12 protein-coding genes are annotated in these 17,163 nt (G+C 45.0%); 7 read left to right on the top strand and 5 right to left on the bottom strand.

The window, feature by feature from the left end:
* The first annotated feature begins 1,144 nt into the window (after positions 1–1,144).
* The 5 genes from ilvD (at position 1,145) to ilvC (ending at position 7,462) form a co-directional block, all read left to right on the top strand.
* Positions 1,145–2,947: a dihydroxy-acid dehydratase gene (gene ilvD / locus NG821_RS09265; RefSeq protein WP_252761381.1), complete on the top strand. Its 1,803-nt coding sequence runs from the start codon at positions 1,145–1,147 to the stop codon at positions 2,945–2,947.
* A gap of 129 nt (positions 2,948–3,076) precedes the next feature.
* On the top strand, positions 3,077–4,792 hold the full coding sequence (gene ilvB, locus NG821_RS09260) for a biosynthetic-type acetolactate synthase large subunit (protein WP_252761380.1): 1,716 nt from the start codon (positions 3,077–3,079) through the stop codon (positions 4,790–4,792).
* A 110-nt stretch (positions 4,793–4,902) separates the two neighbouring features.
* Positions 4,903–5,466: an acetolactate synthase small subunit gene (gene ilvN / locus NG821_RS09255; protein ID WP_252761379.1), complete on the top strand. Its 564-nt coding sequence runs from the start codon at positions 4,903–4,905 to the stop codon at positions 5,464–5,466.
* A complete protein-coding gene (locus tag NG821_RS09250) occupies positions 5,456–6,226 on the top strand; it encodes an acyl-[acyl-carrier-protein] thioesterase (RefSeq protein WP_394802078.1) in 771 nt (256 codons plus the stop codon). Before ilvN ends, NG821_RS09250 begins: the two co-directional genes overlap by 11 nt.
* A gap of 186 nt (positions 6,227–6,412) precedes the next feature.
* The gene (gene ilvC / locus NG821_RS09245) at positions 6,413–7,462 is read left to right on the top strand and encodes a ketol-acid reductoisomerase (protein WP_252761377.1); all 1,050 of its coding nucleotides are present in this window, start codon (positions 6,413–6,415) and stop codon (positions 7,460–7,462) included.
* A gap of 363 nt (positions 7,463–7,825) precedes the next feature.
* Here ilvC and NG821_RS09240 read toward each other — a convergent pair whose 3' ends face one another.
* From NG821_RS09240 to NG821_RS09225, 4 genes are all read right to left on the bottom strand, one after another.
* Positions 7,826–9,724 (bottom strand): RecQ family ATP-dependent DNA helicase, encoded by a 1,899-nt coding sequence (locus NG821_RS09240; RefSeq protein ID WP_252761376.1) that lies wholly within the window; start codon positions 9,722–9,724, stop codon positions 7,826–7,828.
* Between the two features lie 34 nt (positions 9,725–9,758).
* Positions 9,759–11,513: a single-stranded-DNA-specific exonuclease RecJ gene (gene recJ, locus NG821_RS09235; protein WP_252761375.1), complete on the bottom strand. Its 1,755-nt coding sequence runs from the start codon at positions 11,511–11,513 to the stop codon at positions 9,759–9,761.
* An 87-nt stretch (positions 11,514–11,600) separates the two neighbouring features.
* A complete protein-coding gene (locus tag NG821_RS09230) occupies positions 11,601–12,803 on the bottom strand; it encodes a C1 family peptidase (RefSeq protein WP_252761374.1) in 1,203 nt (400 codons plus the stop codon).
* Positions 12,804–12,916: 113 nt separating this feature from the next.
* Positions 12,917–14,329, bottom strand: a complete 1,413-nt coding sequence (locus NG821_RS09225) for an aminopeptidase P family protein (protein WP_394802077.1) — start codon at positions 14,327–14,329, stop codon at positions 12,917–12,919.
* A gap of 122 nt (positions 14,330–14,451) precedes the next feature.
* On the opposite strand from NG821_RS09225, the gene NG821_RS09220 reads away from it, so the two are divergent.
* Positions 14,452–15,315, top strand: a complete 864-nt coding sequence (locus tag NG821_RS09220) for a patatin-like phospholipase family protein (RefSeq protein ID WP_252761373.1) — start codon at positions 14,452–14,454, stop codon at positions 15,313–15,315.
* A gap of 214 nt (positions 15,316–15,529) precedes the next feature.
* On the opposite strand, the gene trmD is transcribed toward NG821_RS09220, so the two are convergent.
* A complete protein-coding gene (gene trmD / locus NG821_RS09215; protein WP_252761372.1) occupies positions 15,530–16,264 on the bottom strand; it encodes a tRNA (guanosine(37)-N1)-methyltransferase TrmD in 735 nt (244 codons plus the stop codon).
* Between the two features lie 138 nt (positions 16,265–16,402).
* Here trmD and NG821_RS09210 point away from each other — a divergent pair, with 138 nt between their 5' ends.
* Positions 16,403–17,140 (top strand): nucleoside-specific channel-forming Tsx family protein, encoded by a 738-nt coding sequence (locus NG821_RS09210; RefSeq protein WP_252761371.1) that lies wholly within the window; start codon positions 16,403–16,405, stop codon positions 17,138–17,140.
* Positions 17,141–17,163 lie beyond the last annotated feature (23 nt).

Genomic DNA, 17,163 nt, shown 5'->3' with positions numbered 1-17,163 from the left:
AACTTTGCCATAGTTATAAAGTATATGTCTAAAGGTACAAAAATTTTTGGACATGGCAAAGCCCTGGCTTGAGAAAGTCGGGGCTTTGTGATAAAAAAAGAGGATATGTCTATTTTGACACACCCTCCTTTTTTGTTTGTGTCTCTTACGTGGCCTTTCGTTGTTTCGTATTCTGGTATGGAATTATCATCCTTCTTGGAATAATGTGGTGTACACGACTTCTTTTTCTAATAGTCTCGATTGTCGTTCGGTGGTTGACCAACCATGAGTACGATCCCTTGAGTGGAAATTACCGTTTCATAAGAAAGGAGTATAGCTGCATCCGTTACTTGTGTTTGGGAAATGCGCCTAAAGTGTTTTCTTCGGAATAAAGTGCCTGATACTTTCGAGAAACATAGCGTCGACTTTCTCGAAACTCAGCCGTCTCTTTCGAGAAACATAATGCTGACTTTCTCGAAACTACGAGTACGTTTTTTTTCAGGGACTTCTGCATTGCTAGTTTGCCATAGATTAAGATAAGAGGAATACTGGAGTATACGGTCTTTCTTTTAATTTCTATGATTTCTGATGGTATTTTTTCCCTGATATTTCTCGGGTATCGTGTTTTCACTGAAGGTCAATTGCATTATTTAGACGCTTATTGCTTTTAGACGGACTTACAGTCAAATTTGTCACTATTTGTTGTATAATTGTCAATGAAAATATACCCGATTTATCATTTTTCAAGAGTAATTTTGACGGTTTGAGACAAAGTCTTTTTTATCAAATGCAGTTTCTACTGGATTTTTTACAACTTGCTTCTCTATAAACCTTTATTTTCCCCTTTATCTGCAGAGTATTAACTTTCTGCATATTTGTTTTGGTCATTATAATTGTCACTTTTCCAGAATAGACCTTTTATCGATAAAATCGCTAGTAGAATACAACTATTTACTTGTATCTATCTGTTTTATTCCCAATATCCTCCGCATATTCTTATCCTTTTCTAAGGTCGGTTTTATTGGATTAGAATTTAAATTGTTACTTTTACAGCTTTTTATCTTTCGAATTTGTTCTATTTGAGAATTTATTTAATGTATTAGTTGGCTATTATTCAAAAACTCCTTATCTTTGCAGTAGAATTATTGTAAGATACAGGAAGATTATGAAACATCAGTTAAGGAGTGCTGTCTGTACTGAAGGCAGAAGAATGGCGGGAGCAAGAGCGCTTTGGGTTGCCGCTGGTATGAAACCTCAACAATTTGGTAAACCCATTATTGCGATTGTAAATAGTTTTACACAATTTGTACCCGGTCATACTCATCTTCATGAAATAGGTCAGATCGTCAAGAAAGAAATAGAATCCATGGGATGCTATGCGGCTGAATTTGATACGATTGCCATTGACGACGGTATTGCAATGGGGCATGATGGTATGCTGTATTCTCTGCCTTCGCGCGATCTGATAGCAGACTCTGTCGAGTACATGGTCAATGCACATAAAGCTGATGCAATGATCTGCATTTCCAATTGTGACAAGATTACACCGGGGATGTTGATGGCAACGATGCGCCTGAACATTCCTACTATTTTCTGTTCAGGAGGTCCGATGGAAGCAGGACGCTGGAAAGGCGAGAATGCCGATCTGATCACGGCGATGATCAATGGTGGTGATCCGAGTTGCAGTGATGAAGACCTGGCTCAGATCGAACAGACCTGTTGTCCCGGTTGCGGCTGTTGCTCCGGGATGTTTACGGCTAATTCTATGAACTCCCTGACCGAAGCTATCGGACTGGCACTGCCGGGAAACGGTACAATACTTGCAACTCACAAGAACAGAATTCGCTTGTTCAAAGATGCCGCTCATCAGATTGTCAAAAATGCCTATGCTTATTATCGTGACGGTGATGACAGTGTCTTGCCTCGCAATATCGCCACAAGGGATTCCTTCCTCAATGCCATGACTTTGGACATTGCTATGGGAGGAAGTACGAATACAGTACTTCATCTTTTGGCTGTCGCTCAGGAAGGCAACGTAAATTTCAGTTTGTCAGATATCGACCAGTTGAGTCGGAAAGTACCTTGCATTTGCAAACTAGCTCCCAATACTCAGAAATACAGTGTTCAGGAATGTAATCGTGCAGGAGGTATCTTGGGAATCCTCAACGAACTGAATAAAGGCGGTCTCATTCGTGGAAAGGTCAAGAGAGTAGACGGAGAGACTCTGGATGATGAGATGGCAAAATATGATATTACCCGTGAGAAGATAAATCCTGAAGCAGACCGTATATATCATAGTGCACCGGGGCGCAAGTTCTCTACGGTCATGGGTAGTCAGAACGCCCAGTGGGAGAGCCTTGATACAGACCGCGCTGCAGGATGTATCCGTGATCTGCAACATGCTTATACCAAGGATGGTGGTCTTGCCGTTCTCTTTGGCAATATTGCTCCGAAAGGTAGTGTCGTGAAGACGGCAGGTGTGGCACCGGAATTATGGCATTTTGAAGGACCGGCAGTTTGCTTTGACAGTCAGGAGGACGCCTGTGACGGCATTCTCGGCGGTAAGGTGAACGCAGGCGACTGTGTCGTCATTACTCATGAAGGTCCCAAGGGAGGTCCCGGCATGCAGGAGATGCTTTATCCGACTTCTTACATCAAGAGCCGTCACCTCGGAAAGCAATGCGCCTTGATTACTGACGGTCGTTTTTCCGGAGGTACCTCAGGACTGAGTATTGGACATATCTCTCCGGAAGCAGCTTCAGGAGGAAATATCGGCAAACTTAAAGACGGTGACATCATCGTCATCGATATACCGAATAGAAGTATTAACGTGAAATTATCGGACGAAGAGTTGAATGCCCGTCCGCAACAACCTCTAAAGCGAAACCGTGTAGTGTCCAAAGCTTTAAAGGCTTATGCACAGAGCGTATCATCTGCAGACATGGGCGGGGTGCGCGTGATAGAATAATAAAGAGTAAGTGGATATCCGGATGTTGTGCATCCGGATATTTCAGATGGGCGTATATGCTGTATGGAATAGAGTATAATGCCTTTGACAGGTATAGGTTCATTTTTACAGAGAGAAAGAGGATTGATTATGGGAAAAGAAATGATATCAGGTTCCGAAGCCTTAATGCGTGCCCTTCACCTTGAGGGAGTAGATACGATTTTCGGCTATCCTGGAGGAGCCATTATGCCGGTGTATGATTCTATCTACACCTATACAAGAGGAGACAAGAAATGTTTTAATCATATTCTGGTACGTCATGAGCAGGCTGCCGCCCACGCTGCCGAAGGTTTTGCGCGTGTGAGCGGAAGAGTCGGTGTCTGTTTGGTAACCAGTGGTCCGGGTGTCACAAATACTTTGACAGGCGTGGCAGACGCTATGATGGATTCTACGCCTATCGTCGTGATTGCAGGGCAGGTGGGCATAGGCGCTTTGGGCTCAGATGCCTTTCAGGAGGTAGACCTTGTCGGCGTCGCCCAACCTATTACCAAATGGGCTTATCAGATCAGACGTGCAGAAGATGTTGCCTGGGCTGTCAGCAGGGCTTTCTATATCGCCCGTTCCGGCCGACCGGGACCTGTCGTCCTCGACTTTCCAAAAAATGCGCAGACGGGGAAATGTGAATGGAAACCTGTCAAAGTGGAGAGTGTCAGATCCTATCGCCCTTATCCTGAATTGGATCAGGAGGAGATTAGGAAGGCTGCTGACCTTATCAATCATGCCGAGAAACCTTTTGCTTTGGTCGGACATGGGGTAGAGTTGGCCGGTGCCCAACAGGAGTTGATTGATTTTCTGGAAAAAGCTGACATTCCTGCAGGCCGGACTTTGTTGGGACTCTCAGCACTGCCCAGTGATCATCCTCTGGACATGGGAATGCTGGGCATGCATGGCAATTATGCCACGAACATGAAAACGCAGGAATGTGACGTCCTGATCGCTATCGGCATGCGGTTCAGTGACCGTGATACCGGTACGCCTTCGACTTATGCCAAACAGGCCAAGATCATTCATCTGGATATCGACAAATCGGAAATCAATAAGAATATTCCCGTAGACGTGCCTGTCATAGGGGATTGTAAGGAGGCTCTGCCTGCCCTGACACAATTGTTGCAGAAAAGGACACATACGGCATGGCTGAAATCCTTCCGTAAATATGCCGAGGAGGAGAAAGAAAAGGTCATCGAACCCGGTATCCATCCTAAAGACGGTCCGCTGTTGATGGGGGAAGTTGTCAATGTGGTCTCTGAAATGACAAATGGCGATGGCGTCTTGGTCAATGACGTGGGGCAGAACCAGATGATCTCGAGCCGCTATTTCAAATACAAGCGTTCCCGCTCTATCGTGACGAGTGGCGGATTCGGCACAATGGGCTTTGGACTTCCCGCTGCTGTCGGAGCAACTTTTGGAACACCTGATCGGACGGTCTGCTGCTTCATGGGAGACGGCGGACTGCAGATGAGCATCCAGGAATTGGGAACCATTATGGAGCAGCAAGCTCCTGTAAAGATGATTCTCCTGAACAATAACTATTTGGGTAATGTCCGTCAATGGCAGGATCTGATGTTCGGTCATCGGCGCTCTTTCACGAAGATGTTGAACCCGCGTTATCAGAAAATTGCTGAAGGCTATGGCATCCCTTATGACGTGGTCATTGAGCGGAAAGACTTGAAGCGTAAAATAGGGAAGATGCTTTCCACCAAGGGTCCTTATTTATTGGAGTGTGCCATCAAAGAGGATGAAAACATTGTACCGATGATACTTCCGGGAACGAGTCTGGATCAGATGCAACTGTCTCTGGATTGTTGAAGATAGGGAGTTGCCTTATGTGACTCATAGTGAAAATAAGAAACAGGACTCTGTTCAAATACGATTCGGGTGTGGAAGTGCAATCACCCTGTTCTTTAATATATAGGAAAATGGACGATAATAAGAAGAAATTATATACATTATTGGTTTATTCTGAAAATATTGCCGGTATCTTGAATCAAGTTACGGCAGTATTTACTCGTCGACAGGTCAACATCGAGAGTTTGAATGTTTCGGCAAGTAGTGTTAAGAATATTCATAAGTATACCATTACTGCTTGGAGCGAGGAAGAGCAGATCAAGAAGATCACCAAGGCTATCGAGAAGATCATTGATGTCTTGAAAGCAGATTACTATCTGGATGACCAACTTTTTATCCACGAGGTTGCTCTGTATAAGATTTCCTCGTCAGTGTTGCTGGATAACCCGGAGGTCTCCCGTACGATCCGCCGGCATGATGCCAGGATGATGGAGGTGAACCCGACTTATAGTACGGTATTGTTGGCAGGACTGACAGAGGATATTACAGATCTTTTTCATGCCTTGAATGATTTCGGATGTCTCTTGCAGTATACCAGTAGCGGGAGGATTGCCGTGACACGAAGTTATAAAGAACCTATTTCTGATTATCTTAAGACCGGTGGAGAACTGGGGGAGGATGCCCATGGGAAATAAGTTGGTCGGTCGTTACAATTTTGTATCTGAAGAATTCCATAACGATTTTACACATCATCTCTTCTGGGGAGAACTTGGCCAGGAGATGCTCAATGCTTCTGACTATCACAGTGATGAGCACGGACTGGGCATGGACTATATGAACAGTATCCACCGTACGTGGGTGTTGAGTCGCCTTGCCATTGAAATGGAGGATATGCCTGTAGTCAACCGGAAATATACCATAGAGACATGGGTGGAGAGTATATTGCGTTCCTTCACCTGCCGTAATTTTGCTATTATAGATTCTTTGTCGCATCAAGTCTATGGCTATGCCAGAAGTATTTGGGCTGTCATTGACACTCAGACCAGACAACCTGTCGATCTGGGTTCCATCAAAGACGGCAGCATCCTGCAATATGTCAATAAGGAGAAGACCTGTCCGATAGCCAAGACCTCAAGAGTCCAGGTGGGGGCAGATGCTGTAAAAGTGCGGACTGTGAATACCTATTATAGTGATGTGGACATTAACGGTCACATTAACAGTATCCGGTATATCGATCATATTTTGGACCTTTTCGATTTGGATTATTATCGCAATAATACATTGAAGCGTTTTGAAATCGCTTATGTGGCAGAAAGTCATCAGGGCGATAAATTGAACTTCTACCGCGAGAATGAAGGCAACGGTGTATATGCTTTTAAGGTCACAAAAACAGAACCTCAAAGTTCTAAAGAAGTTGAGGTTGTAAGAAGTAAGGCTATTTTTATAAAAAAGTGACACAATATTTTGCTGTTTCATTTTAAATTATTACCTTTGCGGTCGGTTAATGATAAAGCAACAAAATGTTTGATAAATCAGGGAACTTTATTTCCTGGATATCAGACCAGATAGGTAAGAGAGATTTTAAAGAGATTTTAATCGTTTAACAGCGGTCCGCACTGGCCGCATAAAATTTTTATCAATATGGCACAAATCAATTTCGGTGGCGTTGTAGAGACAGTGGTCACCAACAAAGAGTATTCATTGGAAAAGGCGCGCGAAGTGTTAAAGAACGAGACAATTGCAGTTATTGGCTACGGTATTCAAGGCCCTGGTCAGTCTTGCAATCTGCGTGATAACGGTTTCAATGTCATTGTTGGTCAACGCCCTGGTCGCTCTTATGAGAAAGCTAAAGCCGATGGTTGGGTTCCTGGAAAGACACTGTTCTCTATCGCAGAGGCTGCAGAAAAGGGAACAATCCTGTGCATGCTGTTGTCTGACGCCGGTCAGATCGCACAGTGGCCTACCATTAAAAAATATTTGACCAAAGGCAAGGCTCTGTATTATTCTCATGGATTTGCGATCAACTGGCAGGATCGTACAGGTGTAGTTCCTCCTAAAGATGTTGATGTCATTATGGTAGCACCTAAAGGATCCGGTACTTCTCTGCGGACAATGTTCCAGGAAGGCCGTGGTGTAAACTGTTCTTACGCTGTTGAGCAGGACGCTACAGGCAAGGCTGAAGACAGAGTTTTGGCTATGGGAATCGGAATTGGTTCCGGTTATCTGTTCAAGACAACTTTCCAGCGTGAGGCTACTTCAGATCTGACTGGTGAAAGAGGTGCTTTGATGGGTGCCATCGAGGGCTTGCTGGAAGCTCAGTACAATGTTCTTCGTGAGCATGGACATTCTCCTTCGGAAGCTTTCAACGAAACAGTTGAAGAGTTGACTCAGAGTCTTGCCCCATTGTTCGGCGCTAAAGGTATGGACTGGATGTATGCTAACTGTTCTACAACAGCACAGCGTGGTGCTCTTGACTGGGCTCCTCGTTTCCGCGACGCTATCCATCCTGTAATGGAATGGCTGTATCTCTCTGTCAAGACTGGTATTGAAGCACAAATTTCTATTGATAGTAATTCTAAGGCCGATTATCGTGAGAAGTTGAACAAGGAATTGAAGGCTATGCACGATATGGAAATGTGGCGGGCTGGCGAAGCAGTTCGTAAACTTCGTCCTGAGAATAGTGATAAATAAATCGTGTATTTGAGAACAACTTATTTTTTCTCGTACATCATGTTGTGGGGGATTGAGTCCGGGAGGACTCAATCCTCTTTTTTTATTGCCTTTTCTTTGACTCTTCGAAAACCTCAGATGGCAGGTAATCAGTTGGGAGTGTGATACATAGCGATACTTTCATATCAGGTAAAAGGCGATGCCTTTTAGATTGACAGAAAGTGATTTCTATAAACGGAATATTTAGGGAATAGGCGTGGATTACAGTTGAGGATCTGTCGATTAGGATCAACTTGGATGTGGCTGGCTTTGTCCGAATTGCTGTTCTTGGTACAATTTCCAAGTGTAGAAAGAACGGGGTATAAACTGCGCAGGCTTAATTCCTTAACGGTATAGGAAGGAACCGTCTACATGGATGATTTCTTCATCGACCAATTCTTCCAAAGCGGTATGTAGTGCTGTCTCGGGTACGTTAAATTGATGGAGTTTTGTGATCGGATGCTTTTTCCCGTCAGAAAGGAGTTGAAGAATCTTTTGCCTTATCGGTTCTGATTGCTTTTCTGAATAGAGATCGTTCTGGTGTTCCAGACAGACGTCGCATTGACCGCAGTCTTGGGTGTTTGTCTCTCCAAAATAGCGCAGTAAAAGTCTGGACCGGCAGGTATGACGGTTTGCCGCATAGTCGAGTATCGCATTTATCCGACGGATATATTGGTCCCGCCTGATCTCATAAACTTCTTTAGGGATAATGATTTTGTCTGCGTCCTCCCGCCTTTGAAGGTAGGTGATATAAGGTGTTTTCTTCTGTGGAATGAAGTCGATGATCCCTTGGGCACTCAAGGTCTTCAGCACCAAATAGATTTGCTGTTGGGTGTAACCGGTCTGAAGCGCCAGAAAACTCTCATCGATATACACATAGTCTGTGAACAGTCCGCCATAGAGTCTTAAGAGGGCAGTGATCACCCGTTCTTCGAGTTCACTCTTGCCTTGGAGCCGGTAGAGTTCATCGCGACCGATCCTGAACATCAATCTCGCCTGATCATCGGGTTGACTTTCGTAATGAAGGTATCCGGAATTTTCCAGTATGTGTAGAGCCGAATCTACAGGGACTGGAAAGTACTTATAAGTAAAACAGAATTTTTCAATATTGAATTCAAAGGTCTTTCCGGTTCCTGATCCCACTGCGATCTGGTAGAAATAAGCCAGATGCTCGTATACATCCCGGATATAATCTTTTGGTGGAAAGGTATTAGCGGCACGTTGTTTCAGGATTCTTTGGTCACTCGTATTATAGAGCAATACGGCATAGGCTTTCTTTCCGTCTCTTCCTGCACGTCCGGCCTCTTGGAAATAAGCTTCGATGGAATCGGGGAAGTCAATATGTATGACGCAACGCACATCGGGTTTGTCTATCCCCATTCCAAAGGCATTGGTGGCAACGATCACCCTGATCTTGTCATCCTGCCAGGCTTTCTGACGTTCATCTTTGGTCGCAGGAGCCAAACCGGCATGGTAAAAAGTAGAACTGATTCCTCCCTCCGTCAGCATTTTCGCGATCTCTTTCGTTTTTTTCCGGCTTCTGGCGTAGATGATGGCACTGCCTTTAAGCGAGGATAGGATATGGATCAATTCTCCGTTTTTATCCGTTGTAGACCTGACAATATAAGCAAGGTTCTTCCGCTCAAAACTCATACGGAAAACATTCTTTTCCCTGAATTGGAGTTTTTCCTGAATATCCTCTACAACCTCCGGTGTCGCTGTAGCCGTGAGGGCGAGGACAGGAATATTCGGCTTCATCTTCCTGATGTCGGCAATATGGAGATAGGAAGGACGGAAATCATATCCCCACTGACTGATACAATGTGCTTCGTCAACGGTGATGAAACTCACTTGAATGTGCCGGAGTTTGGTTTGAAAGAGTTCTGAGGAAAGCCGTTCCGGGGAGATATAGAGAATCTTGATGCCCCCGAAGATGCAATTCTCCAAGATCTGGACGATCTCACTTCTGGATCTTCCCGAATAGATGGCATCCGCCCGAATACTTTTTTGCCTGAGGTGCATGACCTGGTCTTTCATCAAAGCAATCAAAGGCGTGATGACAATGCACACTCCCTCTTTGGCAAGTGCCGGAATCTGGAAAGTGATGGATTTACCACCTCCTGTAGGCATCAGCCCCAAGGTATCCTTGCCTGCCCCAATGCTTTCTATGATAGAGCGTTGGATACCTCGAAAATCAGGATAACCCCAATAGCGTTTGAGTAAATCAAGGTATATGTCGGTCATAACTTACAGCGAGAGATCTGTCTTTCGAATCAAACTATTCCTGAATTTCTTCTGCTGAAGGGCGGATATCTTCGATCTGAAGTTGTACTTGATTGTGCTTGAAGATATTGTCCTCGACGGTATATGCAATATCGAAACTCCTTTTGCTTTTGATGTATCTTGCAGAGGCACTTTGCCCGAAGGCAATGCCGTTCAGGACATTACTGGATTTTGAATCAACGAGTTCGAGTTTGATATGTTCCTGGTTTCTTCCTACAACTTTACTGGTACCGTAGTCATATACGCCGATGGTGCAAAATAGCGGTTTTTCATTCATAGGTCCGAAAGGTGAGAATTTCTTCAGGTCACATCTCAGTTTTCTTGTAATATCCTTGAAGTCAATGACGGCTTCAATATTGAGGATAGGTTCTATCTGTTCGGGGGTGATATGCTCTTCAACGTATTTCTGAAACTGGTCACGGAATTTCTTGACATTCTCCCATTTCATATTCAGGGCGGCAGCGTAAGGGTGTCCTCCGAAACTTGTCATCAGGTCGCGGCAACTCTTGATGGCTTTGTAGACATCGAAGCCGGGGACACTTCTGGCAGAGCCGATAGCAAATTCACCTTCTTTTGTCGTGTCTTTCGTGATGATAATCGTCGGTCTGGTATAAATTTCTGTAAGGCGGGAGGCGACAATGCCGATGATGCCTTTTTTCCACTTTTCGTTGTAGAGCACGATAGAGGAGCGGTGGACCTGACTGTCCAGTCGGGACACAATATCGTTGGCCTCTTTGGTCATCTGTTTGTCAATGCCTTTTCTCTGTTCATTGTACAAGTCGATATTGCGTGCCATCTTGAGGGCCGTATCGTAGTTCTTCTCCACCAGCAGTTCGACACTCTTCTTGCCGTTTTCCATACGGCCAGAGGCATTGATCCGAGGGCCTATCTTATAGATGATATCGCTCATCGTGATTTCTCTGCCGTTGAGTCCGCAGATATCGATAATGGCTTTCAGACCCACGTTTGGGTTTTGGTTCAATCGCTTGAGGCCATGAAAGGCGAGTATGCGGTTTTCGTCAGTGACCGGCACAATGTCCGCAGCAATGGCTACGGCGCAAAAATCGAGCAAGGGGATGAGATGGGAAAAGGAGATGCCGTTGTTCTTGGCAAAACCCTGCATGAATTTAAAACCTACACCGCATCCGCAAAGATACTTGAAAGGATAGGAGTCTCCGGCTTGCAAAGGGTTGAGGACAGGTACATCTTCAGGTACCTCTTCCTCAGGGTCTATGCCGTGATGGTCACAGACGATGATGTCAATCCCCAGTCCTTTGGCATAAGGCAGCATACTTTCGATAGCCTTCAGACTGCAGTCCAGGATGATGATGAGTTTGACACCATCGACCTTCGCTTTGTCTATTCCAATTTTTGTCAGTCCGTAACCTTCATTGTAGCGGTCTGAGATGTAATAGTCAATATTGGAATAGAATTGCTGCAGAAACTTATACACCAGAGCCACAGCTGTACATCCGTCGACATCATAATCGCCCCATACCCTGATCCGCTCTTTCCGTCCCATGGCGTCATTCAGTCTGTCGACGGCCATATCCATGTCTTTCATCAGGAAGGGGTTGATAAGGTCTGACAGTTGGGGGCGGAAAAACCTCTTGGCAGCTGATTCTGTCGTAATGCCACGGTGGATGAGCAATTGCCCCAAGATAGGGCTGATGCTCATTTTTTCTCCTAATTCATTTGCTAATTTATCTTGTTCTGATGTAGGTGTCGCATATTTCCATTTAAAGTGCATTTTAGTCGTTTTTATTTCTGTGTGTAAAGATACAAAAAAATGCGCAAAATTTCTAACTTTGCGCATTTTTTATGAAATGAATCTTGATCAGATTCCGATTTTCTTACGTATATCTTTAGGTACAGCATTCTTGTTGACCATGAAGTCCATTGTCTTGTAAGCCACATAGGCTTTGGTCATATACCATACACCATTATAGTCTCCGTATTTTCCCCAGGAATTCTTGACCATATAGTATTCCTTACCGTTCTGGTCTTTGGCGATACCGAAGATGTGCATGCCGTGATCATCTGTGGTCTCCCAGTCGTCAAAAGCCTGTTGCCGCATTTCCTGTGTCGGAACGATCTCCGGTGCATTGATGCCCAGTGAGTCAAGTTTGTCTTTCTTCTTGCTGTTGGGGAGTTTGAACCAACGATCGGCATCTGTTCCGGTCATGGAGCGGGCTTTCTTCTCGTCGAAGGCAATACCGAGTCCCTTACGTGTGAAACCGTCTTCTGTGACATCTCCACCCCATGCGACGGTATAGCCGTTCATGATGGCATTGTCGATGATCTTGCAGATATCATCTATAGGAATGTTCCAACTTGGGGCCCAGCGCCAGTTGTCTTGTACTTCTACAGGGAACTCTGTCCAGAAAGGATGGTGGGTATATGAGGTGAAACTCACATAGTCGTTCCAGTCGAGGCCGAGGCTGGCTGCAAAACTCTTCGGGGTATAGGATTTGCCTTGATAAGTGAAGTGGTCAGGGCATTTGCCGAGGTAGGCGTCCAGAATACCTTGCAGTCCGTTGACCCAGGTGTTGGAGAGTTTCTTCGAATCGCTCGTGGCAATAGCTTTGACATAAGGAGTCATTGCCTTGAAAAATTCACCGAAATCTGCCAGGGAATCACCATAGAGTGTACCTGGTGCCGGCATGGCGCTTTCTGGAACAATGCCGTAATTGATGATGCAATACAACGGGTCGTAGGAAGAGCCGCCTTCAGAGAAACTGACATCGCCGTGCATGCGGACACTCATGATCGCACGGTCTCTGTAAGTTTTATTGGCGACATACATCTCGCCGAGGTCATAGGTCTTACCTGACTTCTTCAGAATCTCACTTTCGAAGAAACTCAGTGTCGAGTAATCCCAGCACGTGCCACTTCTGTTCTGATCCTTGATACTTGTAATCGGGTTTTTCTTTATAACCGTAAAAACCGGTTTATTCCTGTTTACAGAATCTTTTAATACCCTAGCATTTGATCCTGTCGCAAAGAGGGTCAAGAGTGCAAGAACTAATACTTTTCTCATCTTCTCGTATTTATTTGTTGATTATGATTTCTAACTGACATGCCAATCTTCGGACTTGGCCTTCGAATGGTCATCTTAATTCGTCAGGAGGAAGTCTTTTCCTCCTGATAGGATTAGGCCTTGGCGTTTTCTGCCATGAATGTTTCGATATCCTTAGGATGGTAGGGGATACGTTTCTTTCCCAGGAACCGGCATCCGTCTTTAGTGATCAGGACGTCATCTTCGATACGTATTCCACCGAAGTCCTTATAGGTCTCGAGTTTGTCAAAGTTGATGAACTCTTTGCAATGTCCGCTGGCTTTCCAGTCATCGATCAGTGCCGGGATGAAGTAAATGCCAGGTTCATCAGTGACGACAAAACCTTCCTTGAGGCGTCGTCCCATTCTCAGGCAGTTGGTCCCAAACTGTTTCAGATTTGGTCTCGTTTCTTCATCGAACCCGACGTAGGTTTGTCCGAGACTTTCCATATCGTGTACATCCATGCCCATCATGTGGCCTAGTCCATGAGGCAGGAACATCGCATGGGCACCAGCCTTGACGGCTGCATCGGTATCACCCTTCATCAGTCCCAGTTCCTTGAGTCTTTCGGTCATCAGTTTGCAGATTGCAAAATGCACGTCCATCCATTTTACTCCCGGTTTTGCGATTTTGATGGTATAGTCATGGCAGGCTTCCACGATGGAGTAGATTTCAAGTTGGCGTTGTGTGAATTCTCCGTTTACAGGATAGGTGCGGGTATTGTCCGAGCAATAGTTGTTGATGGTCTCGGCTCCTGCATCGCAGAGCACCAGGCGTCCTGACTCCAATTTGTTCATTGAAGGATTGCCGTGCATGGTCTCTCCGTGTTGTGAATAGATGGTCGGGAAACTGACCATTGCGCCATAAGATTCTGCTACACCGGTAACTTGTCCGCCTACGAATTTCTCAGTCACTCCCGGACGGGTCAGTCGCATGGCAGTAGTATGCATTTGATAACCGATGACAGCAGCTCTCTCGAGTTCTTCGATTTCTTCATGAGACTTGGTTGAGCGTTGTGTGACAACTGCATGGATCAGGTCGAGGCTGGCTTCTTCACCCTGTTGGTTCGGGTGGATGCCCAGCAGGTCAAAGATCTGCAGTTTGATATCATACCGGTAAGGTGGCAGGAAATGGATCTTGCGTTTTTCTGCGAGGGCTTTCTGGCAAATCGTTTTCAGTTGGTCCATAGGTGCCGAGTTTTTCACCCCTGCCTGTTCTGCCATTTCATGGACACTGTCCACTGTACCATACCAGACAATATCATCGATGCTGATGTCATCGCCGATCAAAGTTTCCTGATTGTTGTCAATGTCGATGACACCTACAAGTCCATCCCGGTTTAATCCGAAATAGTATAGGAACGACGAATCCTGCCGGAAAGGGTAATAACCATTGGCAGGGAAGTTACAAGGTGCTTCATTATTGCCGAAGAAGAGAATAATACCTTCTTTCACGAGGTGTTTCAGTTCCTCGCGGCGTTGTACATAAGTTTCTTTATTAAACAACATATTTTAATCACTTTTTCAATTTAACTATGCAAAAGTACTTATTTTTAACTAAAAAGGTGTTATATTTGCAACAAATATTGACTTAAAGATTGAAAATTATAAATTATTAGCGTTTACCCTATATGCAAACAATAAGAAATACCGGATTAGTGTTGGAAGGAGGAGGCATGAGAGGTGTCTTTACGAGTGGAGTTCTGGATGCTTTCATGAAGCATGAACTGTATTTCAGATATGTCGTAGCCGTCTCTGCCGGTGCTTGTAATGGCATGTCTTATATCTCCCGACAACCTCGGAGAGCACGCATCTCAGATATCGACTATCTCGCCCGGTACAATTATATCGGCATCCGGCATTTGGTGACGCAAGGCTGTATCTTCGACCAGAAACTTCTATATGATAAGTTTCCGAAGAAGTTGCTGCCCTTTGATTTCGATACGTTCTTCCGCTATTCTTCAGGTTTTGAGATGGTGACGACCAACTGCAGTACCGGGCGCAGCATGTACCTCACGGAGACTTCCGACAAGCAAAGGGTGTTGGATATCGTGCGGGCTTCCAGTTCGTTACCCTATGTCAGTAAAATCGTTCGTGTAGACGGTGTACCTATGCTTGATGGGGGAATTATTGATTCCATTCCCGTCATGAGGGCAATAACAATGGGACACAGCCGGAACGTGGTGATACTGACACGGAATAAGGGCTGGCGGGATGACGGCAAGGACAGGAAAGTCCCGCATTTTATCTATAAGAATTACCCGCGGTTGAGACTGGTTTTGAGTAAGCGGCACGAATCGTACAATGCCCTACTTCAGATGGTTGATGACCTCGAGGATGAAGGAAAACTGGTTTGTATCCGCCCGCAAAAGCCTATTGAGGTGAAACGGATGGAGAAAGATACGGCCAAACTAGAACGTCTCTATGAGGAAGGTTTTTCTCTTGGTGAAGAATTTTGCACCAAGTTGGAAAGGGGAGAAATCACTTTGGATTGAACGGATATCCGCTAGAAAGTGCCGGAACGTGAAACCATGAGGGTGGAATAATCGAATCTTTGAACTGTTAGAAGAAAATACGTCTCAATGAAAGTGCCTAATAACTTGTCTGATAAATACTTATATCACTTAAAAAATCAACTGTAGAACTGAATAGAAATCGATCGTGAACCCCTGATGGCTATAAAGTCAACAGAACCTTTGACTGAGAAACTTATTTTTCTTTTGAACCACGTCCAGTTCTCGAATTGAAATCAAACGATTTTCCGTTTTGCTTTTCCAGAAGGTCAGGGCGGAGTTGCTTGGTCCTCTCCACGGCCTGATCCAGTTCCCATTGTCTGATCTTGGCTTCATTTCCGCTCAAGAGGATGTCCGGTACTTTCCAACCTTTATAATCTGCCGGTCTCGTATAGATAGGAGCTGCCAAAAGATCATCCTGGTAGCAATCGCTCAATGCACTTTGCTCATCACTGATACTTCCGGGAAGGAGTCTGACGACAGCATCCGAGATGACCGCAGCTGCCAGTTCTCCACCTGTCAGCACATAGTCACCAATGGATATCTCCCGGGTGATGAGATGGTCCCTGATGCGCTGGTCGATGCCCTTGTAATGGCCGCAGAGAATAATGATATTATGGAGCAAGGAAAGATCATTGGCCATGTGCTGGTCAAACTGTTCCCCATCGGGAGAAACATAGATGACTTCATCATAGTCCCTTTCCTCTTTCAACGCAGTGATAGCCCTGTCGATAGGTTCACACTGCATGACCATTCCGGCACTTCCGCCATAAGGATAGTCATCTACCCGTCTCCATTTATCTAAAGTATAATCCCGGAGTTGATGGAGGTGAATCTCTACCAAACCCTTTTTCTGTGCACGTGCCAATATGGATTCGTTGAGGAATCCCTCGATCATCTCTGGCAAAACGGTAATGATATCTATACGCATACTTCATGCAAAGATATGGAAAAAAGGCGTTTAATACAAGAAAGTTCTACAGATTTTGTCTTTTTCATGAAAGAATGATGACTCTTGTAAAAAAAGACGTAACTTTGCACCCCATAAAAGAACAACTTGATTTTTCCGATGAAAAAACACTTCATCCTGTCTGTATTTATGACGATTTTTGTGAGTATTAATGCCCAGAATATCCAAGTTCATTATGACTTGGGGCATTCTTTGTATAAGAGTTTGACTTCCCGGCCGAGTGTGACGACAACTGCCGAATTGTTCAAGGCGGACAAATGGGGCAGTACCTATTCCTTTATAGATATGGATTTTCAGAGAGATGGTGCAGCAGGCGCCTACCTGGAATTCGGCAGAGACATCAATGTCTCGAAAAACAAACAGTTTGCTGCTCATGTCGAGTATAACGGCGGACTGAGTTCCGATGAAGAGATGTGGCAGGCGACGCGTTTCCAGCATGCGGTATTGGTCGGACCGGCTTGGAATTGGCATAACAAGAGTTATAGTGCGACGTTTACGGTTCAGACGCTCTACAAATATTATTTCAAGAATCGGCATTACCATGCCCATGCCTATAACAGTTTTCAGTTGACTGAGGTGTGGGGTTTGCAACTTGCCCATAACCTGATCACCCTATCCGGTTTTTGTGATACATGGTATGATCCCCATGTCAATGGCAAGTGGATTATAACCAGTGAACCTCAGTGGTGGATCAATCTGAATGCGGTGAAAGGTTGTGAAGTCCCCCTCAGTTTGGGCGGAGAAGTGGAGGTCAGCAATAATTTCGTTTACAATGACTATGGCCGGAACAACCGCTTTTATGCGATTCCGACACTCGCGGTCAAATGGACATTCTGACACGCATGCTGTAGGTGAAAGTA

Source organism: Segatella cerevisiae (genome assembly GCF_024054555.1).
GTDB lineage: Bacteria > Bacteroidota > Bacteroidia > Bacteroidales > Bacteroidaceae > Prevotella > Prevotella cerevisiae.
Note: the sequence above shows the minus strand (reverse complement) of the source record. Positions and strands in the feature narration are given on the sequence as shown.